This window comes from Methylotenera versatilis 7, from assembly GCF_000799165.1.
GTDB lineage: Bacteria > Pseudomonadota > Gammaproteobacteria > Burkholderiales > Methylophilaceae > Methylotenera_A > Methylotenera_A versatilis_A.
The window spans coordinates 1,147,164-1,172,474 of record NZ_JUGF01000002.1 but is presented as its reverse complement, the minus strand read 5'-3'; the positions used below and the strand labels follow the sequence as shown (position 1 = coordinate 1,172,474).

The window sequence follows — 25,311 nt, the reverse complement described above, 5'->3', positions numbered from 1 at the left end:
TAAATACATTCATCAAAACATCTATTCAAACCGGAACCAACTCACAAAAAAATCTTAACCTCTTGATTTTTAAATAAATAAACAGGTAAACTGACTACCTGTTTATTTTTTGATCTAACGCTACTTGGATAATATTCCGATTCCCTATCAGCTTGGCGTTCTAGCCTTGCTTCTGCTTATTTCTGGCTTTTTCTCTGTTGCTGAAACCAGCTTAATGTCGCTCAACCGTTATCGGCTGCGGCATTTGGTTAAAGAAGGTAACCGTGGTGCACGATTAGCTAGCAGCTTACTCGCCAAAACTGACAAACTACTTGGTGTGATTCTGTTGTGCAACAACTTTGCGAATGCCGCATCGGCAACACTTGTCGCCATTATCACTGTGGAACTGTTTGGTGAAGGCGAATGGATATTGATGACAGGCACGCTATCCGTGACTTTCGCCATACTAGTCTTCAGCGAAATATCTCCAAAAGTAATCGCGGCCGCATACCCGGAAAAGCTCGGCATTTTATGCAGCTATGTTCTGTATCCACTTTTAAAACTGTTGTACCCCGCCGTTTGGTTTATCAATCTATTTGTTGAAGGTTTGCTTAAGCTATTAAGAGTGAATATCAACTTTAGTGAGCGCTCGCAATCGCTCACCATGGATGAATTACGCAGCATTGTGACGGATGCCGGACATTTTATGCCTAAAAAGCACCGAACCATTTTACTTAACTTGTTTGATCTGGAAAAAATCACGGTAGATGACGTGATGACCGCGCATACAATGGTTGAAGTAATTGATTTTGACGCGCCGATTGATGATATTCTGCAGCGCATTTCAAACAGCCACCACACGCGCCTCCCTGCGCGCGAAGGTGACAACGAGGAAATTATTGGCATTATTCATATACGCAAAGTAATTAATCTGCGCAGTTATCAGCAGGATGCAGAGATTAGCAAAGAAACCTTACGTGAAATTATCAGCGAACCTTACTTCATTCCTTCTGGTACGCCGCTTTATACGCAAATTCAGCAATTTCAAGAAAATCAGGAACGCATTGCTTTAGTGGTAGATGAATACGGTGAGTTTAAAGGTTTAGTTACGCTGGAAGATATTTTAGAAGAGGTGATTGGCGACTTTACTACCCAGTCACCCAGTCGTGTTGGCAGCTATCGCCAAGAAACTGATGGTAGCTGGCTGGTTGACGGCAGCAGTGCATTACGTAATTTAAATAAAAAACTCAATATTAATTTACCGCTAGATGGGCCACGCACACTTAACGGCTTGATACTGGAACATTTTGAAGATATTCCTGAACCTGGCACCAGTTTTAGAATTAATGGTCACACGCTTGAAATCATGCAGACGCAAGATAGGATCGTTAAAAGCGTCAAAATCTTCCCTTAATTGGATTTAATCTCTATATCCCTACTCATATTGGGCTTGAAATTTTCTGTAGTCGGCTCAAAATAGTATTAAGTAATTAACAAAGTAGCACATGGCTAACACAAACCCAAACCAAGACCTTGCAATTAAACCCAGTGCAGTTAAGCCAAAACTGCCTGCGATGTACAAAGTGTTGCTGTTAAATGACGACTACACGCCAATGGAGTTTGTTGTAGAAACGATTGAACGTTTTTTTAACAAAAGCCGTGAACAAGCGACGCAAATTATGCTCAAAGTACATACGGAAGGCATTGGAGTCTGTGGTGTTTATCCGCAAGATATCGCGGAAACCAAAATGAAACAGGTTTTAACGCATGCTCAAGAATCGCAACATCCCTTGCAGTGTGTAACAGAGCCAGCCTAGGTAGTGAGAAATGTAAAAGCACCAGCGGATGCTGGCAGAGAATGTAAAAGTAAATGAAAGTTGGTACAAAATGATCGCGCAAGAACTTGAAGTAAGTTTGCACATGGCATTCATGGACGCAAGACAAAAGCGTCATGAACTCATTACGGTTGAGCATTTACTGCTAGCAATGATTGATAATCCTACTGCAGCAGAAGTGCTGCGTGCGTGTGGCGCAAAGTTTGATGTACTGCGTACCGAGCTGAATCATTACATTGAAGAACACACGCCGACTGTTAATGGCACAGAAGAAGTCGATACACAGCCAACGCTCGGCTTTCAACGCGTCATCCAACGCGCCATGCTGCATGTGCAATCATCAGGCAAAAAAGAAGTCACTGGCGCTAACGTGCTGGTAGCGATCTTTGGTGAAAAAGATTCACATGCGGTATTTTTCCTGCACCAACAAGGTATTACCCGTTTAGATGTGGTTAACTTTATTTCGCATGGCGTGGCTAAAGTGCCAGAAGGTGATGCGAAACCTGAAGGAACCGAAACCGATGCCGATGCCGAAGCTGCACCTAATGGCGCGCTTGAAAGCTTCACCCTTAATTTAAACTCTCAAGTATTGGCTGGCAAAATTGACCCGCTTATCGGTCGTGGTCCAGAAATTGAACGCGTGATTCAAACACTATGCCGTCGCCGTAAAAACAACCCCCTACTTGTTGGTGAAGCCGGTGTAGGTAAAACTGCGATTGCAGAGGGTTTGGCACGTCGCATCGTTGAAAAAGAAATCCCGGATGTATTGGCGAATGCAACGGTGTACTCATTGGATATGGGTGCGCTATTGGCTGGCACCAAATACCGTGGTGATTTCGAGCAACGCTTAAAAGCCGTCATGAAACAACTGGCTGAAAAACCGGATGCAATTCTATTTATTGACGAAATTCATACCTTAATCGGCGCAGGAGCAGCCAGCGGCGGCACGTTAGACGCTTCTAATTTGCTTAAACCAGCACTTTCAAACGGCACACTCAAATGCATCGGCGCGACCACTTATCAGGAGTATCGTGGCATCTTTGAAAAAGATCATGCTTTATCACGCCGTTTCCAGAAAGTAGATGTGGTTGAACCAAGTATCGCTGAAACGATTGAAATCTTAAAAGGCTTGAAATCTCGTTTTGAAGAACATCATAGCGTGAAATACAGTGCTGGTGCGTTAACTACAGCGGCTGAGCTAGCTGCCAAATACATTAATGACCGCCATTTGCCAGACAAAGCAATCGATGTGATTGATGAGGCAGGTGCCGCGCAACGCATCTTGCCTAAGAACAAGCAGAAAAAAGTCATTGGCAATAAAGAGATTGAGGACATCGTGGCTAAAATTGCACGCATTCCGCCCAAAAATATCTCCAGCGATGACCGCAATGCACTTAAAACATTGGAACGCGATTTAAAAGCAGTAGTTTTTGGCCAGGATAAAGCGATTGAAGCGCTGACATCAGCAGTCAAAATGGCACGTAGCGGCTTGGGTCAAAGCAACAAACCGATCGGTAGCTTCTTATTCAGCGGTCCAACTGGTGTGGGTAAAACCGAAGTTGCCAAACAGTTGGCTTATATCATGGGCGTTGAATTGATTCGCTTCGATATGAGTGAATACATGGAACGCCATGCGGTGAGTCGCTTGATTGGTGCGCCTCCTGGCTACGTTGGCTTTGAGCAAGGCGGCTTGATGACCGAAGCAATCACCAAACAGCCTTACAGCGTTCTATTGTTAGATGAGATTGAAAAAGCGCATCCAGATATTTTCAATATTCTGTTGCAGGTGATGGATCACGGTACTTTGACTGACAATAATGGTCGAAAAGCGGACTTTAGAAATGTCACGATTATCATGACGACGAATGCAGGCGCTGAGAATCTGGCTAAATCAAGTATTGGATTTACCAATTCCAAAGAAGCTGGTGATGAGCAAGTGGATATTAAACGCCTATTCTCACCAGAGTTCCGCAATCGTTTAGATGCAACCGTGTCATTTGGCAGCCTGACGCAAGATATTATCATCCGTGTGGTGGATAAATTCTTGATGCAATTAGAAGACCAATTGCATGAGAAAAAAGTGGATGTCACATTTAGCGATGCGCTTAAAACCTATCTAGGTAAAAAAGGTTTTGACCCGCAAATGGGCGCACGCCCGATGGCGCGTTTGATTCAGGATACGATTCGTAAAGCCTTGGCAGACGAATTACTATTTGGGAAATTGGCAAATGGCGGAGTCGTGCATGTCGATATCGATGACAAAGACCAAGTAAAACTGGTTTTTAGCAAAGATAACCAATCACGTGATGAATTGCTGGCAACGGCGGATTAAAATTTAATAGGCATTATCAACAGCCAACTTATGCAAGATAGGTTGGCTGTTTTTCCATCACGCGTTCAAATAACACTGAGTGCGTTAAAGCATTAAGCCAATTTTGCAATTTCGGGTATTTTGACGATTCAAACCAAGTTAAATCGACCGCCGCAAACTGGCGTACGAATGGAAAAATCGCCATATCAGCCAGACTGGCAGTATCTTTAAGCAAATAAATATGTTGATTAAGTAACACCTCTAGCCGCTGTAAAAATATCTCGCCCTGCTGGCGATAATGCGTCTGTGTCAATTGCGGATGGCGTTCAGGATATTTATAGCGGTCCAGCACTTGTTTAAAATGCGTGTCGTTCTCAGTGATTAATGTCTGCATTTTGCCAAAATCGGCATCCAGCCAATCTTGCGGATCGTATTGCTGTAAAGCCCAAAACATAATGTCTAAGCTTTGTTCAATCACGATATCATTTTGCAATATCAACACGGGCACGGTGCCTTTTGGCGATACCTGTAATAAATGAGCTGGCTTGTCACGCAATGATATTTCGCGTATTTCAACTGTAATGTCGACCACGTTAATCGCCAGTCTGGCGCGCATGGCGTAAGGACAACGACGATAGGAATATAAAATTGGAAGCATACAAACTCTAATAACTTAACCCTATTTATGCCTAAAAAATAGGGTTAAGTCTACGATTGAATTAACCTAATGCTGTGCAAATATCACGCACCAGCTTAGGCCCTTGATAAATCAGCCCGCTATATACTTGTACCAAATCCGCACCTGCAGCAATTTTTTCAACGGCATCTGCGCCGCTTAATATACCGCCCACGCCAATAATCGGTAGCGCATTTTGCAATTGTTTTGAAAGTTGCTGAATCACAATCGTTGATTGATTACGCACTGGTGCGCCCGACAATCCACCTGTTTCATCGCCATTTTTCATACCTTTTACTACATCACGCGCCAGCGTCGTATTTGTGGCAATCACGCCATCAATCTGGTGTTGCATTAGTAAATCGGCAATTTCAACCACTTGTTCCTGGGTTAAATCCGGCGCGATTTTTAAAGTGATTGGCACATATTTACCGTGTTGCTGTGCTAATTTATTTTGCTCCGATTTCAAACTGGCAAGCAAACTGGATAACGCCTCTTTCTCTTGCAGGGCACGTAAGTTTTTAGTGTTGGGTGACGATATATTTACTGTGATGTAACTGGCATGTTCGTACACTTTTTTCATGCAAATTAAATAATCATCTACTGCGTTTTCCATGGGTGTATCAAAGTTTTTACCGATATTAATGCCCAGCACACCTTTATATTGAGCCGATTTTACATTCTCGATTAAATTATCGACACCCAGATTGTTAAAGCCAAAGCGATTAATCACACCCTGCGCTTCTTTCACTCGGAATAAACGCGGCTTAAGATTGCCTGGTTGTGCACGTGGTGTAACAGTGCCCACCTCAACAAAGCCGAAGCCCAATGCAGCCATGCCATCGATAACCGCACCATTCTTATCCAAACCCGCTGCAAGGCCAACTGGATTAGGGAAGCTTAATCCCATTACTTGTCTTGACTGACAAACAGGCGGCTTTGGATAAAGTGCCAACAATCCGGATTTTTCAGCGTACTTAAGGCTTTTTAAAGTGATATCGTGAGCGATTTCCGCATCAAACTGAAACAGTAAAGGTTTTGCAAGTTGGTAGTAATTCATAATCGCTATTTTACGTGAGTTAAATCGATTCTAGACAGCGCTAAACACCAATCACATGCACTGTATATTTAAAGCCGCACGAACGGCATTTAAATAAACGATCATCGCGCGTCTTTGACAGTGGCTGAGTGCCACACTGCGGGCATCTGACGATATCGCCTTCTTTTTCGATTTCAACATAATCACGTACTGAAATCGTGTCGGCAAGCAACAAGCCACTTGGTTTCTTATTGAAATATGTCCCAACGATAATCAGCAGAATCGCACCAATTTCCATAAGCACGTTTATGCTCAATCCTAAAATCTCAGAATGGATAAGCAAATCAACATGATGAAATGATGCGGCACGTATTAAAATATATGTGCAAAGCAAAATAATTCCCACCCAAGTGAGTTTATAGTTGCGCCATGTATTTGCTAAAAATAATCTAAAAGAGATTAGCGCAATCAGCATGCCGAAACCTAGCGCCACTATAAAAGCCACTTGCACAGGCCTTCTATGCTCATACCAACCATGTGCCTGCGCGCTATCTTTAAGCGTTTCAGTAAACCAACTTTGCAAATCCAGTTGTTTATTGAGCCCTAAAAATAGCAAGAAAACAGCCAAATACAACCAAAACTGATAATTACCGCCAAACTTTTTAGAAGCCTTTGCCTTTACTACACAACGCGCAACAGCCAGTAAATAAAACGCAACGGTTATCCATCCAAAGATAGTCGCATCCCCAATACCAGCATGCCAGCGACCATTTTCAGTTGCCGCTAATGTTAAAGAGCTTTGAAATAATAAGAGTAAAGAGAGGATTAACTTATTCATGTCACGCACTTTTGATTAACGTCGATTAGTGCATCCCTCACGCTTAAAGTTAGTTAACTCTGAAATAAGAACAAAAAGTAATGGCCATAATGATGATAATTTCCGTCATCAAGCCATTTCAATCTGCTCTCAGTATTACAACAACACCTTCTCAATCCCACCATTGTTCACTCTTTCCACATATTCTTCCATCCAGTTTTCACCCAGAATATGCTTCGCCATTTCAACAACGATGTAATCCGCTTCAATACCCGTGTCGTCGCCATAACGCGCTAAACCTTGCAGACAACTTGGACAACTGGTGAGTATTTTTACCTGCTCTTCAGGTTTACCAACCGTTAAGCCCATTTTATTCATGCCTTTTTCCAGCTCCTCTTGCTTGCGGAATTTAACTTGCGTGGCAATGTCAGGTCGAGCAGCAGCGAAAGTACCACTTTCACCACAACAACGGTCGCTCAGCTGCACGTCTTGCCCCATCAACTTATTAGTGACTTCTAATGGCTTATAGGTTTTCATGGGCGTATGGCATGGGTCGTGATACATATAGCGTGTACCTGTCACCGTTTGCAAACGCATGTCTTTTTCCATTAGGTACTCGTGAATATCTAACAGCCTACAACCTGGGAATATTTTCTCAAATTCGTATTTTTGCAGTTGATCCATACACGTACCGCAAGACACGATTACCGTTTTAATATCCAAATAATTCAAGGTATTAGCAACACGGTGGAACAATACGCGATTATCCGCAGTGATTTCCTGACCTTTATCATGGTTGCCTGCTGATGTTTGCGGGTAGCCACAGCACAAGTACCCAGGCGGCAATACGGTGATTGCGCCGACTTCATACAGCATCGCTTGTGTCGCTAGCCCCACGTTTGAAAACAAGCGTTCAGAGCCGCAGCCAGGGAAATAAAATACCGCTTCAGAGTCTTCAGTGACTTTTTTCGGATTACGAATGACTGGAATCATGCTGTCATCTTCCACACCTAGCATGGCGCGTGAGGTTTTAGACTGCATTTTTCTAGGCATAGGTCGATTGATAAAATGAATCACCTGCGCCTTGATTTCCGGCTTACCGACTGTGGCAGGAGGACGAATCTTATCTTTAAGCAGGCCCAGTTTTTTCGCAAAAGCATGTGCAATATTTTGTGCCTTATAACCCCAACCAATCATGGTGGTGCGTAAAAACTTAATGGTGGCAGGATCTTTAGCATTTAAAAACAACATCCCAGCTGCGGTGCCAGGGTTAAATTGTTTTTTGCCTTGCTCGCGCAAAAAGTTACGCATTTTGATTGATACATCACCAAAATCAATGTCTACAGGGCATGGATTTAAACACTTATGACAAACCGTGCAATGGTCGGCTACATCGTTAAACTCATCAAAATGCTTTAACGAAATGCCCCGACGTGTTTGCTCTTCATACAAAAACGCCTCAATTAACAGTGATGTACCCAAGATTTTATTACGCGGGCTGTATAAAAGGTTCGCCCTCGGCACATGCGTTGTGCAGACCGGCTTACATTTCCCGCAACGCAAACAGTCACTGATGTCATCTGCAATTTCGCCAATGGCAGACTGTTCCATGATGATAGACTCTTGCTCCAGCAAACCAAAGCTAGGCGTATAAGCATTCTCAAGCCCAGAACCCATCAACAATTTACCTTTATTAAAGTGGCCGTTTGGGTCTACTTTATTTTTGTATGCGGTAAAAGTATCAATGGTGGCCTGGTCTAAGTATTCCATTTTGGTGATACCGATACCATGCTCACCTGAAATCACGCCATCTAAACCTTTAGCCAGCGCCATCACACGATCAACCGCCGCATGTGCTTGCTGCATCATGCCGTAATCATCAGAGTTAACGGGAATATTAGTATGCACGTTGCCATCGCCTGCATGCATGTGCAAGGCAATAAATACGCGGCTTTTAAGCACGGCTTTATGAATTTCATCAAAACGCGCCAAGATTTTTTGATACTCTCGCCCAGCAAAAATATCCGCCATTGGGCGTTTTAGTTCACGCTTCCAAGAGATACGCAAATCGTATGATTGCACAGCGCGGAATACATTCTCATACTGGCTATACGGCGCACCAAGTTTGCCTAATACGCTGACAGGTTCATCTAGCGTGTTTAAAATTAAACGCCATTTCTCCCGTAAATCACGCAGCAATTGCAATGCCATGACTTGTTTAGAATGCACCATTTGCGCATCAGCATTGCCATCCTCATCCGCTTGCAGCGGCAAATCCGTCTGCATAAACTCTTCTAAGGCATCCACTAATTTAAGCTTATTATGAATGGAAAGCTCAATATTAATGCGCTCGATACCATCAGAATATTCGCCCAATTTAGGCAACGGAATCACGACGTCTTCGTTGATTTTAAAGGCGTTGGTATGTTTGGCAATAGCGGCTGTTCGCGCGCGATCTAGCCAGAACTTTTTACGCGCCTCGCCTGAAACAGCAATGAAACCTTCGCCATTTTTGGCATTACACATACGCACCATGGCTGAGGCAACTTCGCCGACCGCGTTTTCATCGTCAGAAGCGATATCTGCAATTAACACCATTTTCGGGCGTTGCTGTCTTGCCGCTTTAGTGGCATAACCAACCGCTTTAATATAGCGCTCATCCATGTGCTCCAGGCCAGCCATAATGACCAATGGCTTATTAGGAGCCGCTGGATCTGGTTTGGCAGTCGCATCAAGATAGTCTTTAATCTCAACAATTGCCGGTACGGCATGTGACACATTGCCAAAGAACTCTAAAGCAATAGTACGCACATATTTTGGCATGCGGTGCAGAATAAAAGTGGCGCTGGTAATTAATCCATCGCAACCTTCTTTTTGAATACCGGGTAAGCCGCTTAAAAACTTATCGGTAACGTCTTTACCCAAACCTACTTTTCTAAAGCTTGGCCCAGGTATCGCAATAATCTCAGGCTCACCTAATTGCGTTTTTAGATCAATATCAAAGCGCGTGATTTTGAATCTCGCCATCTCGATATCGTGGATTTTGCCAAGGTTATGATCTAAACGCTCTACCTCAATCCAAGTCGCATCTGGCGTAACCATGCGATATGACGCTAAGTTATCCAGCGCAGTACCCCATAGCACAGCCTTCTTGCCGCCGGCGTTCATGGCCACATTACCGCCGATACAACTCGCGTCTGCACTGGTCGGATCGCAAGCAAACTCTAGCCCCGCCTCAGTTGCCGCCTCCATCGCGCGCCGCGTGACTACGCCTGCGCCACATTCAATAGTTGCAACTTGGCGCGCTACGCCAGGTAAAGTGCGCATTTGCACGCCCGTATGACGATCCAGTTTTTCCGTATTAATTACCACAGATAACGGTGTCAGTGGGATTGCACCACCCGTATAACCCGTGCCGCCTCCGCGTGGGATAACCGTTAAACCCAATTCAATACTGGCTTTAACTAACGCGGCAATTTCAATCTCAATATCCGGATTAAGCACCACGAATGGATATTCAACACGCCAGTCGGTAGCATCCGTCACGTGTGAAACACGCGCAAGTCCATCAAACTGAATATTATCCTTGCGTGTGATTTTGCTATATTTGGCTAATGCTTTTTTGCGCAAGTCATATGTTTGGCGAAAGTCTTCAGCAAATTTTTCAACGGCTTTTGTAACAGCGCTGACCAGTTTCTGTACTTTTTCGTTGCCACTGCTATTGCCATTAACATTACGCTCATCAATAGCCTTAATGCGATGATAAAGTGCATCAATCAACGCTTTTCGACGCTTAGGGTTATCCAGCAAATCATCTTGCAAATAGGGATTACGGCTCACCACCCACAAATCACCCAGCACTTCGAACAGCATGCGCGCACTGCGACCTGTTTTGCGTTCGCCTCTCAGCGCATTTAAAACATCCCAAATCTCTTCGCCCAAGAACCGAATAACGATTTCGCGGTCGGAGAATGAGGTGTAGTTATAGGGAATTTCGCGCAGACGCACCGCAGGAGCAGGCTCTGATTGTAAAATTTCAGCGGGAATAGGTGCATTCATCTATGTTTGTGTTTATCTTTTGGATAAAAATGGGCTAAATTTAATAGTTAATTATAACATGCTGTAGACCGCCAAATAACTACAAGCGTTCTATGGTTATTGATAACAAATTATGCATAAAAAGCGTTAAAATTATACGATGCCAATCATTAAAAAATTAATCATTCCCGCTGCCATTCTGGCTTTATTATTATTTTTGGGCTTAAACCTCAGCAATAAATCACAAGCGCCTGCAGTCACATTTACCACTATTGAAGGCAAGAAAATCAGCATGGCTGATTTAAAAGGCAAAGTCGTGCTGGTTAACTTCTGGGCCACCGACTGTCCTGGCTGCATTAAAGAAATGCCCGACTTAATAAAAACTTATAACAACTACAAAACCAAAGGCCTTGAAATTATTTCTGTTGCAATGCCTTACGATCCACCGGCTCAGGTGCTTAACTACACGCGTCAAAAATCACTGCCCTTCCCCGTGATGCATGATGGCTTGTCTGAAATTACTCAAGCGTTTGGCGGCGTTAACCTAACGCCCACCGCGTTCATTTTTGATAAACAAGGTAATCGCTTACAGCGCACAATTGGCGAGCTGGATTTTGTTAAACTACACCACTTATTGAATATCGAACTGGCGAAATAATGCTTTGGATTAAAGCATTGCATATTATTTTCGTCATAAGCTGGTTTGCCGGCTTATTTTATTTGCCGCGATTATTTGTCAATCACGCCATGACTCAAGACGCTGCCACGCAAGAACGACTCAGCTTAATGGAGCATAAGCTATATCGTTTCACGTTGCCATTGGCGGTACTGGCAATTGTCTTTGGCCTGTGGCTTTGGCTGGGTTATGGCATTAAAGGTGGCTGGCTGCATGCCAAACTACTATTGGTTGCTGGCTTAATCGCTTATCATATGTATTGCGGAAAATTGATGCGCGCTTTCGCCGCCGGGAAAAATACGCATAGCCACGTGTGGTATCGCTGGTTTAATGAAATGCCTGTATTGGTATTATTTGCCATTGTCATTCTGGCAGTAGTAAAACCTTTTTAAAATAAGCGACTCAAGGTTAAGTAAGCTTAAATATGGACAATCTAGACTTAATCAATTCAGACTGGTTCATTCGCATGCTCAAAAAATCGAGCAACAAACCACAAGCAAGACTGTTAAGTCTTTTTGATATCCTGGAAGACTGGCTTGATGCGCCTTATGCCCAGCAGCCTGTAGCATCAACCTCTCACTCCACATTGCCGACCAATCATCATTTACAAGATTTTTTAGCCATAGAAGCTACTAAAGCAGGTGCGGCGCTACCGGAAATGCTGGCAAGCCAACTGTATTTTATGGCTGTTGCAGCCGCGCAAGAAAAACTTCAGACCAACAACCAACTGAGCTTGAGCCATGCCAAAAATGCAGCCAGCGCACTTATTGCAGCGCAAACTGAAAAGGAATTTCGTATCGCAAAAACCTCTGCCTATGCAATTGCGGCCAGCTTTTTAGGCGCATTAATCGTTACAGGCAGCTTGTTTATACATAACAAAACTGATTTACCTTCCAGCCAACAAGTCGCGCAAACAACCCCATACACTGCAGTTAATGCAAGCCAAATAGCCAGCCCGCAACAAACCGCCGCATTGCTTGCGCAGCTTGATCAAATGCGCAAAGGGAACTGCCAACTGATTGAGGCAATACAATTGCCCGACTCCTCTAAAAAAGTATATTTTGAGAATGTTGTCTTAGGGCAGATTTCAACCAATATCGAAGACCAAAAATTGGTGCAGCACTTATTAGATATGGTTCGCTGCAACTACACACCCATGTTAATGGCCAACTCCAAAGGCTGACAATCCACACTTCACTTCCCCCTCTAGATTTCAGGTCCTGAAATCTTTAGCGCATACCAAATGTACAACTTCGAACTGTAACCCAATCATCTTTTTTCACACACACCTCACAACAGCCACCTTCAAATCAGCCCTATGTATAAGATATACCACTAAGTATAATTAAACACATCAAATAAATAGTTAATTTATTTTTACTTTTAATATTAGTTACTTAAATTAACACTTAAATATATTTATCGAAAAAACATTACTCAAAGGTATATTTGACAAAGCCAATTAATCTCATGCTATACTCATTTTATGAGTGTTTTAAAAGACAAGATTTTATTAGTCGCGACTGATTTATTCCATACTAGAGGAATCAACTCTACTGGTGTAGATACGATTGTTGCCGTTGCTGGCACCACAAAAATGACGCTTTACAAATACTTCCATACAAAAGAACAATTAATCATTGAAGTACTGCAAAAAAGCCAGCAAGACTTTCAAAGCTGGTTAAATGAAAAATTGAATGCTGGCACTAAAAAGCCTGCTGAAAAAATTCAACTGTTGTTTGACTATATTGAAGAATGGGTCAACTCCTCTGCATTTATCGGTGTGGGCTTTATTAAGGCTTCTGCAGAGTTCCCCAACGAAGAAAATGCCATTCATAAACTATCTTCATTGCAATCGCGTGAATTTAGACAATTTATCAGCAAATTAGCCGCTGATGCCAATATTAAAGATGCCGATGGTTTAGCGTTACAGCTATCACTGCTGTTTGAAGGCGCAGCGCAAGCTGAACAAATGAAGCGTGGTTCTGGCGCCATAAAATACGCAAAGAAAGCGGCTAAAATTTTAATTGACGGCGCAATTAAACAGCCATAGAGTTAAGTTCAAACATTCAAAGCATCATAAGTAATTAATCGTAACAATCAATGGTTAATTTTCACTTTTGACTTTCATTCTGCCTGCGCTTTACCTTACCGCATTCACTGCAGTCAAAACTTCCCTTGCCACTCTATACTTGCTCTAAGATAATACCGTTTTCAAAAAACGGTATTACTATGCATACGCTCATTTGTGGCTCTCTCGCTTTCGACACTATCATGGTGTTTCAGGATCAATTTAAAAACCATATCCTGCCTGACAAAATTCACTCTTTAAGCGTGTCTTTTTATGTGCCAGAGATGCGACGCGAATTTGGCGGCACTGCAGGCAATATTGCCTACAATCTACAACTGCTCGAAGGCAAACCATTAATTATGGGGACAGTAGGTGAGGATTTTAGCAGCTATACCAGTTGGCTAAATCAAAACAACATCAACACCCAGCACATTAAAAAAATTGAGGCGAGCTTTACCGCACAGGCCTTTATCACAACAGATATTGATGACAACCAAATCACGGCATTTCACCCAGGTGCAATGGTGGAGTCACACCAAAACAGCGTAAAAAATGCCCAAGAAGTCAGTTTAGCGATTATTGCACCGGATGGTCGCGACGGCATGTTCCAACATGCTAAAGAGTGTTTTGAGGCTGGCATTCCTTTCATGTTTGATCCTGGCCAAGGCCTACCTATGTTTAATGGTGAAGAGTTGCTCCACTTCATTGAAATGGCAACTTATTTGGCAGTAAATGATTACGAAGCACAAGTGCTTCAAGACAAAACCGGCTTAAGCCTTGAGCAATTAGCCAGCAAAGTGAAAGCATTGGTCGTAACTTTGGGCGCCAATGGCTCACATATTTATGCAGATGGTCAACGTTATGACGTGCCGTGCGTTAAGGCTGAAAAGATTGTCGATCCGACTGGTTGTGGTGATGCGTATCGCGCTGGTTTATTATATGGCATTGCTAACGGCTGGGATTGGCTCACTTGTGGACGATTAGCCTCGACCATGGGCGCAATTAAAATCGCAAGCCGTGGTGGACAAAATCATAAACCAACGCGTATTGAAATTGAGAATATTTATACACAAGCATTATTAGCAGAAGTAAGTACTGAGCAAGCCGCTTCAAATAAGTAAAAAGTAGTCGCTAGTAAAACCAAATACTGGTTAAATGGACTAAGAAGATAGTATCTAAATAACGAATAAAATCTTAATAATTAAAAGGAACCCATTATGCAATTCTCAAAACTATTGATTGTGGCAATCTTATCTATTTTAACAGTCGCTTGCGCGAGCTCTAATTCCGGCAGCGTATACAAACGTGACGATGCCCGTAAAGTACAAACAGTTAAAACCGGCGTGGTAGAAAGTGTACGCACGGTTAAATTAGAAGGTACAAAAAGCCCGGTGGGTACGATTGGCGGTGGCGCGGTCGGCGGTATAGCAGGCAGTTCGATTGGTGGTGGCCGTGGCAGTGCAATTGCTGCTGTCATTGGCGCTATTGCAGGTGGACTTGCTGGCTCAGCTCTTGAAGAAGGCGTTACCCGCAAAGACGGCCTTGAAATCACGGTTAAATTAGATGGCGGCTCTATGGTGGCTATTGTGCAAGAAGCTGACGAAGAGTTTAAACCTGGTGATAGAGTACGTATTGTTGAAAATTCAGACACTTCGCGCGTAACGCATTAACTATCAATTCACCTTTAATAGTGACACCATTTATACTGGTGTCACCATTTAGTCATCTTATTTTCATGATTCATTCATATTAAGCACATAACATCTCTCAAAAATAAAGGAGAGATGTTATGTCTGACAGCAAGTTAGCAAAACCACTATTAGTACAACCTAAAGTACTACAATCCAATCATCAACAAAAAGGCCTAAGCATCAGCCTGGCGCGCAATCCGGCAGAGGTTGCAGAAGCGCAACGCTTGCGCTACAAAGTATTTGCAGAAGAAATGGGCGCGCAACTTTCTGGTACTGGCGGCTTAGACATCGACGGCTTTGACGCATATTGTGAACACTTACTGGTGCGCGAAAGTGTGACACATCAAGTCATCGGCACTTATCGCATCCTGAACCCAGAAAAAGCCAACGAAGCCGGTGGTTATTACTCGGCCGGCGAATTTGATCTAACCCGCTTATCACACTTATTCAAAAGCACAGTTGAAGTAGGCCGCGCATGTGTGCATCAAAATTATCGCAATGGCGGCACCATTACCATGCTGTGGGCAGGGTTAGCTAAATATATGCAAATGCACAATTATGAGTACATGATTGGTTGCGGCAGCGTCCCTATTAATGACGGCGGGCACATGGCAGCGAGCTTGTATCACAAGCTGAAAGACGAATATTTATCGCCTGCGGAATACCGTGTGTTTCCACATACGCCCTTGCCAATTCACGCCTTAAACCCACATATGCAAGTTGCTTGCCCACCGCTCATTAAAGGCTATTTAAGACTGGGCGCCTACATTTGTGGTGAACCTGCATGGGATGCCTATTTCAATACAGCGGATATGCTGGTAATGTTACCTTTATCTAAAATCAACAGTCGATATGCCTCGCATTTCTTAAAATAATTTGCATCACAACAGTCACTTAATTGTTCGAACTTATCGAATACTACGCGTTTTCTTTCATATACTGACTGGGCTGATTATAGCTGCATTTATTTTGCCCATGTTAAGCAAGGCGTCTAAGCAATCGCTCATTAAATGGTGGTGTGGTGGCTTAGTGCGCGCCTTTCATATCAAAGTTATCATCTCAGGCAATCTGCCACCCACCTCAACTCGCGGTGCAATGTTTGTCGCCAATCATATTTCTTGGGCGGATATTCATGCATTAAATAGTCAAATTGCACTACGTTTTATTGCCAAAGCAGAAATTAAAAATTGGCCAATATTTGGATATTTGGCACAAAAAGCCGATGCTTTGTTTATCGATAGAGGTAAAAGACAAGTTGCAGGGGAAATCGTAGGCATCACTTCAGCAAGCCTGGCAGAAGGCGATAATCTTTGCTTTTTTCCTGAAGGAACGACTACAGATGGTAAACAGGTTTTAGCTTTTAAGAGCAGCGTATTACAAGCGGCCATTAATGCAAACACAACTGTTTGGCCAGTTGCTATCCGTTATGTTAATTTAGATGGCAGTATCAATACCGAGATGGCTTACGCAGGTGAAACTGGCCTAATGGAGTCTATGCTGCAAATCATCAAACAAAAAAATGCTCTCGTTGAATTGCATTTTTTACCACCGATTCATGCAAGCACCCAGAACAGGCGCGACTTAACCCAACAAGCTTATGATGCAATTGTCGCTAAACTGGCTTTGCAACAAAATCCCTAGCATCGTGCTGTACTTGAGTAATTACAGCAGTTTCAAGGCAAATAGCCGTTAATTGCCCACCCCATAAACAACCAGTGTCTAATGAAATCACATTATTGTGCTGACTTAAACCAAGCGCAGACCAATGGCCACAAAGGATTTTTGTGGCTTGCGATTGTCGATTAGCCACCTTAAACCAAGGCATGTAGCCTGCAGGCACATTTTGCAGTTCGCCTTTAAATGCAAACTCCATTTCACCGCCTGCCCTACAAATACGCATGCGAGTCATTGCATTGGTAATGACTCTTAACCTATCCATGCCAATCAAGTCATCCTGCCAAATATTGGGTGTATTGCCATACATCTGTGTTAGAAAATCACGATAATCATCTGCCTGCAATGCAGCTTCCACCTCATGCGCATAGGCCAACGCATTTTGAATACTCCATTGAGGTAGCAAACCTGCATGTATGACTGCATAATCGTTTTGATGCTCATCGCGATCAACCAGCATTAAAGGCTGGTTACGCAACCAAGTCAGCAACTCAGTACCATCATGGGCATCTATTATGGCGTGCAAAGTGTCACTTTTATGCGCTTTTTTTAACTCATGTGCCACTGCCAAAGCATGTAAATCATGATTGCCTAACACCACTTTAACGCAGGACTGATGCTGATAACACCAACGTAACACTTCTAGCGAGCCGCCACCCCGATTAATTAAATCACCGACCAACCTGAGCTGATCCGCTTTGGGATTAAATTGCAGCTGATTGAGTAACGCTATAAAAGCGTTATAACAGCCTTGTATATCACCGATTGCATAAGTTGCCATAATGGTTTGATTATAGGTGGTTAATGGTCAGTTTAATTGCGCAAACAAAAAAGCCGCCTAAATAATTTAAGCGGCTTTTCCTTAATACTGGAGCTAACTTAAATTAGCTGGCTGGTGCTGGTTCAGCTGCTTCTTCAGTAGCAGGCGCTTCTTCCGCAGCAGGTTTTGGTTCTGCAAATTTTGCACCGGATGCATTAGCCATGTGGACAACAGCATTCTCCACTTCAATATCCGTTAACTCAGCATTGCCGCCACGTGCTGGCATGTTACGAACACCTTCAATCGCATGTTTAACCAATGTTTCATAACCCTGTGCAATGCGTGGCGCCCATTGTTCTTTATTACCGATTGTTGGCGCCTGCATCAACCCTGCAGCGTGGCACATTGAACAGACCGCTTTAACCACTTCCTCGCCACTTTTATTAACGTGTGGGCCAGTACTTGCCGCTGCAACTTCCACTTCAGCAACAGGTTTAAGAGCCTCGTCAACTTTAGAAACCTCTGCGGTGGCAGCAACAGCTGTCGCTGGCTTTTCGGCAGGTTTACCGAAAAAATAAGCTAATAATGAGATTACCAAGGTAAATGCTAAAATAGTGCCTGGGATAGCAATGATTAATTGCCAAAAACTAGATCTTGAATATCCTTCATCATGCTTACTCATCGCGGTTAGTCCCTAAATTATTTAAAAATAAACTAGCACTATTATACCCACACGATTACAAGGTTAAAAGTCAAACTTAATACCAATTGCCATTATTACAAAGAATCTAAACAAGTTATCTTAATGCCTGCCGCTTTGTTATAATGCGCCATCATTAGCGCCCGTAGCTCAGCTGGATAGAGTGTTGGTTTCCGAAGCCAAAGGTCGTGGGTTCGACTCCCGCCGGGCGCGCCAATAAATCGTCACAAATCAATTTTTGACTATCAGTCAAATGAAAGATCCGAGCTTTAGAATTGTAAAGAGATTATGTCGTAATTTTACGTGAGATTTGTGTGATGATATTCACTTGCTCTGCAATCGGTTTGGGTACGTCACGTCGTCCTGCAAGTACATCCTGTATGTAATCCGCGGTGGCTCGAACATCCAGCCCACTAGGTAAATCGACAGAAGCATTTACAGTACCTTTTTCTGCTTCTGCCACTAAGTATTGCTGTCCATTTTCTATTCGTAACACATTCACCATGCGCCTCGCATCCACTACGGCTTCACCTTCAGTGCCCCGGGCAATTAATACATTTGCGGGATATTTGCTGAAATATTCGGTTAAGGTGTGCAAATATTCAGGATGGGTAAAGTTAACCAGCCGAATTGCTTCATGTTCGATATAATTTCCAATCGGCTGCAACATTTTGACAATCGTATGAGCGGAGTTACGCAAGCTCAACATATTCCGCTTATCCAGCATTGAAGCGAGATTAGGTGATAATACTTCTATAGGAAGAAAGGCTAATTGCCGATTGGTCAAATAGATATCCGCATCTTGCATATTGCTACAAATCGGCAAATCAAGCGCCTTAAATAACATCGCAGTGGTAACACGATTAGAAAAAGCAGAGGTGCCATGCACCAGGACTGGTATCCCCTCACGTACCAATAGCATTGCCAGTAAAGGTACTAGATTAGGTTGTTTACGGGCACCGTTATAACTGGGAATAATGACAGGCAATATTTTCTTATCACCTCTCAACGTGAGTGGTCGACAAGTTTCATGAGCAGCTTCCAGCATGCCGGCCAGCTCTTCTACAGACTCACCTTTGAAACGCCATGCCAGCAATAGCGCCCCCAACTCCAAATCAGAAACACGGCCTGCTAACATTGCGGAGAACACATCATATGTGTCTTGTTTAGTGAGACTACGTACTGCCTTGGCACCGCGACCAATTTCCCGAATATACTTGGCAGCAGCGAAAGGTATGATTTCTTGCAATGAATGACCATCCATAGACTCTTACCAGACCTTAATAAACATCGCGTACATAACGCTTATCGCTTGAAAGCTTTTGTACGTAAACTTTAGCTGCATCCTCACTTAAACCGCCATGCTTTTGGATCACTTCACGTAAGGCTTGGTCTACGTCTTTAGCCATTCTGCTGGCGTCACCGCACACATAGAAATGCGCACCGGCCTCTAACCATGTCCAAAGTTCAGCACCTTGTTCACGCATGCGGTCTTGCACATAGATTTTTTCAGCTTGGTCACGAGAGAATGCCAAGTCTAGTTTGGTCAGAAAGCCGTCTTTCTGCCAGCTTTCAATTTCATCTCTATAGTAAAAATCAGTCGCAATATGCTGCTCACCAAAGAACAACCAGTTCTTACCTGTATCTTTTCTGGCGTGACGCTCCTGCAGAAATGCGCGGAACGGTGCTATGCCGGTACCAGGACCAACCATAATCATTGGCGTTTTAGAGTTAGCAGGCGGGCGGAAATTAGCTGACTTTTGTACAAAGATAGGCACAGTCGCATCACCAGTAAAGTCAGCCATGAAAGTAGAGCAAACACCTTTACGTTGCTTATCTTCACACTTATAACGCACGGTAGATACAGTAATATGTACCTCTCCCGATGTGGCTTTGGGACTAGATGAAATGGAATACAAGCGCGGCTGCAAACGCTTCAATGCACCAAGCAAAGCCTGTACTTCTAGTTTGGCAGGGAAAGTATGCAATACATCGACCGTTTGTTTACTCCACAACCAATCTTTTAGTGCGACTTTATTATCATCTTGAAGTAGTGTAGCTAATTGCGTATTTTTAGAAACGTCCGACACAAGTTTCAGGAAGTCCGGTGTGATACGCGCAATCTCGTAATGTTTCAATAACGCAGCTTGCAGGGACATTTCACCATGCTCATCTACATGAACTTTTGCATCAGCTTTTAGCCCAGCAGCACTTATTAATTCGCTTACCAATTTGTCGCAGTTGCTCGGCCATACACCTAGCGCATCACCTGCTTCGTAGCTGAAATTAGCATCCGGGATGGTAAAAGCGAATTGCCTAGTTTCTTTAGTTGCCCCAGTCTGGCTTAACAACACATTGCATGCAATCTGCGCTTGCAAAGGGTTATTCTTATCAAAACGTACTTTCGTTTGTTTTTTGTCGCTTGCTTTTTTTTCTTCTAAAAATACATCAGCAGCTCCCTCAGAAACTGTAGCCAATTCCTGCTGAGTGATGGTGACTGTTTCTAACGATGCAATCACCGTTTTAATCCACGCTTGTGCATGTTCCTGATACTCCGGTTCGCAATCTACCCTAGCTGCCATACGCTTAGCCCCTAGCGCTTCAAGTCTTGCATCTAGCTTTTTGCCATGCCCACAGAACTGGTCATAACTGGAGTCACCGAAAGCCAGAACGCTGAAATTTGTCTGCTCTAATTTAGGCGCGCCATCAGCACTGAGCGCTGACCAAAAGTTAGCACCATTATCCGGTGGGTCGCCATCGCCGAATGTGCTACTAATCAATAATAGGTTTTGCACTTTGGGTAACTCGTTAATTGGGTAGTTATCCATGTGTTCCAGTTTAGTCGTGTGCCCAGCTGCGTTAAGTGAATCAGCACAGCGTTTTGCAAAGTCTTCGGCATTACCTGTTTGCGAAGCCCACAGCACAACTATCGGTGACTTAGCTGCTGGTGCTGGCTCTGCTAATGAAAGTGGCAATACCACTGGTTCACCAATACTGGGTATATAACTACGGGCGAATAACCCCGCTAGCAGGCCATCCACCCATAATCGCCTATCTGAAGCCAGGGGAGCGTTTAGTGGTAGTGCAGGCACTTCGCCTAGTTTACGTAACTCACTTGAACGAAGGCCAGTGATATAGCCGGATAAATATCGTTGTTCTACACCATCGAGTTCGATAGCAGGTATTGTCTCTATACCAAGTACTTTGACCAGCGCGTCAATTCTCATTGAGTCTTCCTCTGTTATTGTCGTAGCTTCACCCGCGCTGGTGTCTGATTGAACTTCATTGTCCGAATCAGCTACATTATTTTTAATTGGTTGTTGTATGTCTTGTTGTGCGACGCGCATCATTGCTACGGCGCAGAATTTGAATTCAGGTTGTTGCGAAATCGGGTCTATCGCATCATTGGTCACGGCATTGATTGCCAAGTCATCACCAAACACGTCGTTCCAGTGAAACGGCGCAAAACAATTACCTGGACGTACACGGTCAGTGACGACGGCTGGCAATATGGCATGCCCACGGCGTGAACGTACCTCCACTTGGTCTTTATCTTTAATACCTAATTGTGTGGCGTCTTCCGGGTGAATCTCGATAAACGGGCCAGGATTAAGCTTATTCAAGGTTTGAATCTTGCCGGTCTTGGTCATGGTATGCCATTGATGTTGCAAGCGACCAGTGTTCAGAACAAATGGATGTTCTGCATCCGGCATCTCAGCAGGCATCATATGCGGGCGGGCAAAAAACACCGCTTTTCCATGTTCGGTAGGAAATACCAGCCGAGGTTTACTACCATCTTCCAGTACTTTCAGTTTCTGACTAACGCCATCATTGATATAGCGAACTGGATTGCGGCTGTCTTCTTTCTCTGGTGGGCAAGGCCATTGTAGTGGACCAGTTCTTAAGCGCTCATAGCTCACCCCACGCAAGTCATATCCGGTTTTAGTATTCGAAGCCAGTTTGATTTCATCAAATACTTCAGAAGCTGAGTTATAGCTAAAAGCATCGGCAAAACCCATCTCACATGCCACTTTAGCAATAATCTGCCAATCCGCCATTGCCTGACCTGGTGGCGCTATCGCCTGCTGCATCAGGGTAATGTTGCGCTCTGAGTTAATCATGATGCCCTCAGCTTCCGCCCACAGTGCACCCGGCAATAAAATATCCGCGTAGCGATTAGTCTCGGTATCTAAGAATGCATCTTGTGTAATGACCAGTTCAGCAGCTTCCAAACCGGTAATCACGGTCTTACGATTCGGTACGGTGGCTACTGGGTTCGTGCAGATAATCCAGCAGGCTTTGATTTCTCCGTTAGCCATGCGCTCAAACATATCGATAGTTCCTTGCCCGACTTGGGTTCTGAGCGTGCCTTGTGGCACTTTCCACATATCTTCAATAAATGTTCTGTCTGCCTCTACCAAAGCGGAGCGTTGACCTGGCAAACCTGGTCCCATATAGCCCATCTCTCGTCCACCCATCGCATTCGGCTGACCTGTAAGCGAGAAGGGGCCGCTACCTGGGCGGCAAATCTTGCCAGTAGCTAAATGTAGATTGCAGATGGCGTTGGTATTCCATGTACCATGCGTGCTTTGATTCAGCCCCATCGTCCAGCAACTCATCCATTCCTGTGCTTTACCTATCCACTCCGCTGCTTGGCGAATATCGGCCTCAGGGATACCAGTCGTTTCAGCCACATATTCAGGAGTGTATTCTTCAAGAAAACTTGGCATCACCTCCCAGCCTTCGGTGAACTCTGCGATGAATTCTGTATCGGTGTGACCGTTTTTAACAAGTAAATGCAATAACCCATTGAGCAAAGCCAAATCAGTACCTGGTTTAATTTGCATAAACAGGCTGGCTTTATCCGCTGTGGTGTTACGACGAGGGTCAACGACAATCAGCTTAGCGCCAGCTTTGACTCTATCCATCACACGTAAGAATAGAATGGGATGGCAATCAGCCATATTGGCACCGATGACAAAGAACAAATCCGTCTTGTCCATGTCTTCATACGAGCCAGGCGGACCATCAGCACCTAATGAGAGCTTGTATCCACTGGCGGCACTCGCCATGCAAAGACGTGAATTTGATTCGATATTATTGGTACCAATAAAACCTTTAGTGAGCTTATTAGCCAAATACTGCGCTTCCATGGACATCTGGCCGGAAACGTAGAGCGATATAGCATCAGGGCCATGTTCATCAAGTATGGTGCGTAGTCGTTGAGCTGTTTGTTTAATGGCCATATCCATGGCTACTGGTCTTGGGTCATCTTCACGTGCTGTTCGCACAAAAGCTGATTCCATACGGCCGGAATTACGTAATGCTTGTGCACTCGTGCTGCCTTTAGTACAAAGCCTGCCAAAATTAGATGGGTGCTGCTTATTTCCAAAAACCTTGATGACCTTGCCATCCGCCACTTCTAATGACATACCACAGCCAACCCCACAATAAGGACAGACTGTATTAACGGTTTTATTAGATGACACGTCTTGCATTGTTCTTTTGCCTTACTAACAATGGCTAACAGGATTTAATTTCTGCAAGCTCATAAAAATGACGACCATTTACAAAAAATCGTAAATAGGCGTCATTACCTTCTGCACGTCTATTGGAGTGGGTGCGTTTATGTCAGATTAGCAAGTCACGTGCCAAGAGTGTTTGTATTCTTAAGTATCAATACTGAGGCCACTCACAGCGATAATTTTATAGATTTTTATTTTCAATAAGTTTGATACATGCACCATAATCGTGCTATTCGTATGAATATAACGCTTATCGGTGCATTCGTAATGTGGAATCAAATTTTAAGATTGTGCTTTCATTGATTTAACTACTATCAATGTTTGCTTTGGGCTGCTGCCTTGCGCACTGCTGCTGATTTGCATGGAAGCGCTGCTCTTCGAACTGCCGATGCTGATGGAGAGATTCACACCGCCGACCTGATTGGCAGAAATCGTAGGGCGTACTCACCTTTGGGTAGTACGCCGTATCTTTAATCTTTTCCATGTGGCGCACTGCAAGCAAGTGCACCCTAGACTGGCTACACGGAATGAAATTATCGGCACTGATATGGACTTTCGCTTTTTAGTTCTTCATTAGTTTTAATATCACGAATCACAATTTTTGCCTTTGGATAACTTTGGCATAACGCATTTCTTGCCGAATAAACTCCACTACCTTGCGCAGATAAATTCGTCTTATTCAGTTGTTCTCCGTTTGCATCATAAGCGTCCACTACATAAAAACCCTTTGTGGTAACACAGCCCGATAATGCAAGTGTGGCGATGCTCATTAACAATGCAATAATATGTTTCATGGTATTTTCTTTCTTTCAGATTAGTTAATTTTTAAAAGTTATCTACCAGTTTTTGGAGCTGTATTACGTAGCAATTTATCCATCTGGCGACCGCTATCTCTCTGCATATCTTGCTGTAGTTTCAGAGACTTCTCTGGAAAATCCTTCATTGGTACATGAGCCTCCGTACCACTTTTCTGCTCTAGCTGGGCTGGAGATGATTTGTATTCCTGCCCAGGAGGCAGGCATTCTGGCGGCGGATTGTTAGTTTTTTCTGGACTACAAAGCCGAGGAGCAATCGCATGTTTTAGGCAATAGTCATAATCACTTTTTACTTTGCAGTACCAGCTATTTAAACGTCTTTCTGCACTAGGTGTTGGAATTACAGCGTCGGGTTTACAGGCGGGATAGTCACGATAGCGCACATCAGCACATGCGTCTTTAAGTGTCCAGCTTGTATTTTGTTCAATAAAGCCAGCATTTATCATGCATCTATCGGTTAAAAAGCTATGATTCATTTGGTCATTTTGATTAATTATGTTGTTTTTTTTATACGCTCCATCTACTGTCCAACTTGGCATTATCGCTCCGCATTCTAATAGAGCTTTTCTAACTCCAAGAATATTTACTCCCGATTTTTTCCATATTTCATATCTTTCAGAAGGTGGCTTATCAATATTGCGAATGCTGTACTGAGTACATCCCCCAAGTAGAAGTAGCGAAACAAGCAAGTGGCTCTTCATCAT

At 43.7% G+C, this 25,311-nt stretch carries 22 protein-coding genes and 1 tRNA gene; 13 read left to right on the top strand and 10 right to left on the bottom strand.

The features are described 5' to 3' along the window. Positions 1-124 precede the first annotated feature (124 nt). The 3 genes from K370_RS09705 to clpA all read left to right on the top strand — a co-directional run bounded on the left by K370_RS09705 (position 125) and on the right by clpA (position 4,146). Positions 125-1,393, top strand: coding sequence for an HlyC/CorC family transporter (locus K370_RS09705; protein ID WP_047541209.1), 1,269 nt, complete (start codon positions 125-127; stop codon positions 1,391-1,393). 91 nt (positions 1,394-1,484) lie between these two features. Then, a complete protein-coding gene (clpS, locus tag K370_RS09700) occupies positions 1,485-1,796 on the top strand; it encodes an ATP-dependent Clp protease adapter ClpS (RefSeq protein ID WP_047541208.1) in 312 nt (103 codons plus the stop codon). 70 nt (positions 1,797-1,866) lie between these two features. After that, on the top strand, positions 1,867-4,146 hold the full coding sequence (gene clpA, locus K370_RS09695; RefSeq protein WP_047541894.1) for an ATP-dependent Clp protease ATP-binding subunit ClpA: 2,280 nt from the start codon (positions 1,867-1,869) through the stop codon (positions 4,144-4,146). Positions 4,147-4,174: 28 nt separating this feature from the next. On the opposite strand, the gene K370_RS09690 is transcribed toward clpA, so the two are convergent. From K370_RS09690 to K370_RS09675, 4 genes are all read right to left on the bottom strand, one after another. Then, the gene (locus tag K370_RS09690; RefSeq protein WP_047541207.1) at positions 4,175-4,783 is read right to left on the bottom strand and encodes a glutathione S-transferase; all 609 of its coding nucleotides are present in this window, start codon (positions 4,781-4,783) and stop codon (positions 4,175-4,177) included. A gap of 61 nt (positions 4,784-4,844) precedes the next feature. Beyond that, positions 4,845-5,861 carry a quinone-dependent dihydroorotate dehydrogenase gene (locus K370_RS09685; RefSeq protein ID WP_047541206.1) on the bottom strand — a complete coding sequence of 339 codons (1,017 nt, stop codon included), beginning with the start codon at positions 5,859-5,861 and terminating at the stop codon, positions 4,845-4,847. A gap of 40 nt (positions 5,862-5,901) precedes the next feature. Beyond that, positions 5,902-6,678, bottom strand: coding sequence for a hypothetical protein (locus K370_RS09680; protein ID WP_047541204.1), 777 nt, complete (start codon positions 6,676-6,678; stop codon positions 5,902-5,904). A 135-nt stretch (positions 6,679-6,813) separates the two neighbouring features. Further along, the gene (locus tag K370_RS09675; protein ID WP_047541202.1) at positions 6,814-10,716 is read right to left on the bottom strand and encodes a DUF3683 domain-containing protein; all 3,903 of its coding nucleotides are present in this window, start codon (positions 10,714-10,716) and stop codon (positions 6,814-6,816) included. A gap of 139 nt (positions 10,717-10,855) precedes the next feature. On the opposite strand from K370_RS09675, the gene K370_RS09670 reads away from it, so the two are divergent. From K370_RS09670 to K370_RS09635, 8 genes are all read left to right on the top strand, one after another. After that, positions 10,856-11,353 (top strand): TlpA disulfide reductase family protein, encoded by a 498-nt coding sequence (locus K370_RS09670; protein WP_047541201.1) that lies wholly within the window; start codon positions 10,856-10,858, stop codon positions 11,351-11,353. Next, positions 11,353-11,763: a CopD family protein gene (locus K370_RS09665; protein ID WP_047541199.1), complete on the top strand. Its 411-nt coding sequence runs from the start codon at positions 11,353-11,355 to the stop codon at positions 11,761-11,763. The genes K370_RS09670 and K370_RS09665 overlap by 1 nt, the downstream gene beginning before the upstream one ends. A gap of 32 nt (positions 11,764-11,795) precedes the next feature. Continuing rightward, a complete protein-coding gene (locus K370_RS09660) occupies positions 11,796-12,554 on the top strand; it encodes a hypothetical protein (protein WP_047541197.1) in 759 nt (252 codons plus the stop codon). Positions 12,555-12,857: 303 nt separating this feature from the next. Continuing rightward, positions 12,858-13,424 carry a TetR/AcrR family transcriptional regulator gene (locus K370_RS09655; RefSeq protein ID WP_047541195.1) on the top strand — a complete coding sequence of 189 codons (567 nt, stop codon included), beginning with the start codon at positions 12,858-12,860 and terminating at the stop codon, positions 13,422-13,424. A 179-nt stretch (positions 13,425-13,603) separates the two neighbouring features. After that, positions 13,604-14,563 carry a carbohydrate kinase family protein gene (locus K370_RS09650; RefSeq protein ID WP_047541194.1) on the top strand — a complete coding sequence of 320 codons (960 nt, stop codon included), beginning with the start codon at positions 13,604-13,606 and terminating at the stop codon, positions 14,561-14,563. Between the two features lie 96 nt (positions 14,564-14,659). Continuing rightward, positions 14,660-15,112 carry a glycine zipper 2TM domain-containing protein gene (locus K370_RS09645; RefSeq protein WP_047541193.1) on the top strand — a complete coding sequence of 151 codons (453 nt, stop codon included), beginning with the start codon at positions 14,660-14,662 and terminating at the stop codon, positions 15,110-15,112. A gap of 119 nt (positions 15,113-15,231) precedes the next feature. Continuing rightward, positions 15,232-16,008 (top strand): GNAT family N-acetyltransferase, encoded by a 777-nt coding sequence (locus tag K370_RS09640; RefSeq protein WP_047541192.1) that lies wholly within the window; start codon positions 15,232-15,234, stop codon positions 16,006-16,008. Between the two features lie 100 nt (positions 16,009-16,108). Beyond that, entirely contained in the window at positions 16,109-16,774 is a 666-nt protein-coding gene (locus tag K370_RS09635; protein ID WP_081977190.1) for a lysophospholipid acyltransferase family protein, read from the top strand. On the opposite strand, the gene K370_RS09630 is transcribed toward K370_RS09635, so the two are convergent. Both K370_RS09630 and K370_RS09625 read right to left on the bottom strand, forming a co-directional pair. After that, the gene (locus tag K370_RS09630) at positions 16,746-17,588 is read right to left on the bottom strand and encodes a symmetrical bis(5'-nucleosyl)-tetraphosphatase (protein ID WP_047541190.1); all 843 of its coding nucleotides are present in this window, start codon (positions 17,586-17,588) and stop codon (positions 16,746-16,748) included. The genes K370_RS09635 and K370_RS09630 overlap by 29 nt on opposite strands. Before the next feature lie 103 nt (positions 17,589-17,691). Next, positions 17,692-18,249 (bottom strand): c-type cytochrome, encoded by a 558-nt coding sequence (locus K370_RS09625; protein ID WP_047541189.1) that lies wholly within the window; start codon positions 18,247-18,249, stop codon positions 17,692-17,694. Between the two features lie 157 nt (positions 18,250-18,406). Between K370_RS09625 and K370_RS09620 the strand changes: the two genes are divergently transcribed. Then, positions 18,407-18,483 (top strand) — tRNA-Arg (locus tag K370_RS09620). Between the two features lie 70 nt (positions 18,484-18,553). Here the strand turns inward: K370_RS09620 and ybiB are convergent. Then, positions 18,554-19,531 carry a DNA-binding protein YbiB gene (gene ybiB, locus K370_RS09615; RefSeq protein ID WP_047541188.1) on the bottom strand — a complete coding sequence of 326 codons (978 nt, stop codon included), beginning with the start codon at positions 19,529-19,531 and terminating at the stop codon, positions 18,554-18,556. A 16-nt stretch (positions 19,532-19,547) separates the two neighbouring features. Further along, positions 19,548-23,765: a bifunctional nitrate reductase/sulfite reductase flavoprotein subunit alpha gene (locus tag K370_RS09610; protein WP_047541187.1), complete on the bottom strand. Its 4,218-nt coding sequence runs from the start codon at positions 23,763-23,765 to the stop codon at positions 19,548-19,550. A gap of 366 nt (positions 23,766-24,131) precedes the next feature. Here K370_RS09610 and K370_RS12355 point away from each other — a divergent pair, with 366 nt between their 5' ends. Then, entirely contained in the window at positions 24,132-24,266 is a 135-nt protein-coding gene (locus K370_RS12355) for a hypothetical protein (RefSeq protein WP_268747049.1), read from the top strand. A gap of 59 nt (positions 24,267-24,325) precedes the next feature. Here the strand turns inward: K370_RS12355 and K370_RS09605 are convergent, their stop codons facing one another. After that, on the bottom strand, positions 24,326-24,586 hold the full coding sequence (locus K370_RS09605; protein ID WP_047541186.1) for a hypothetical protein: 261 nt from the start codon (positions 24,584-24,586) through the stop codon (positions 24,326-24,328). Between the two features lie 38 nt (positions 24,587-24,624). Beyond that, on the bottom strand, positions 24,625-25,311 hold the full coding sequence (locus K370_RS11870; RefSeq protein ID WP_052185214.1) for a hypothetical protein: 687 nt from the start codon (positions 25,309-25,311) through the stop codon (positions 24,625-24,627).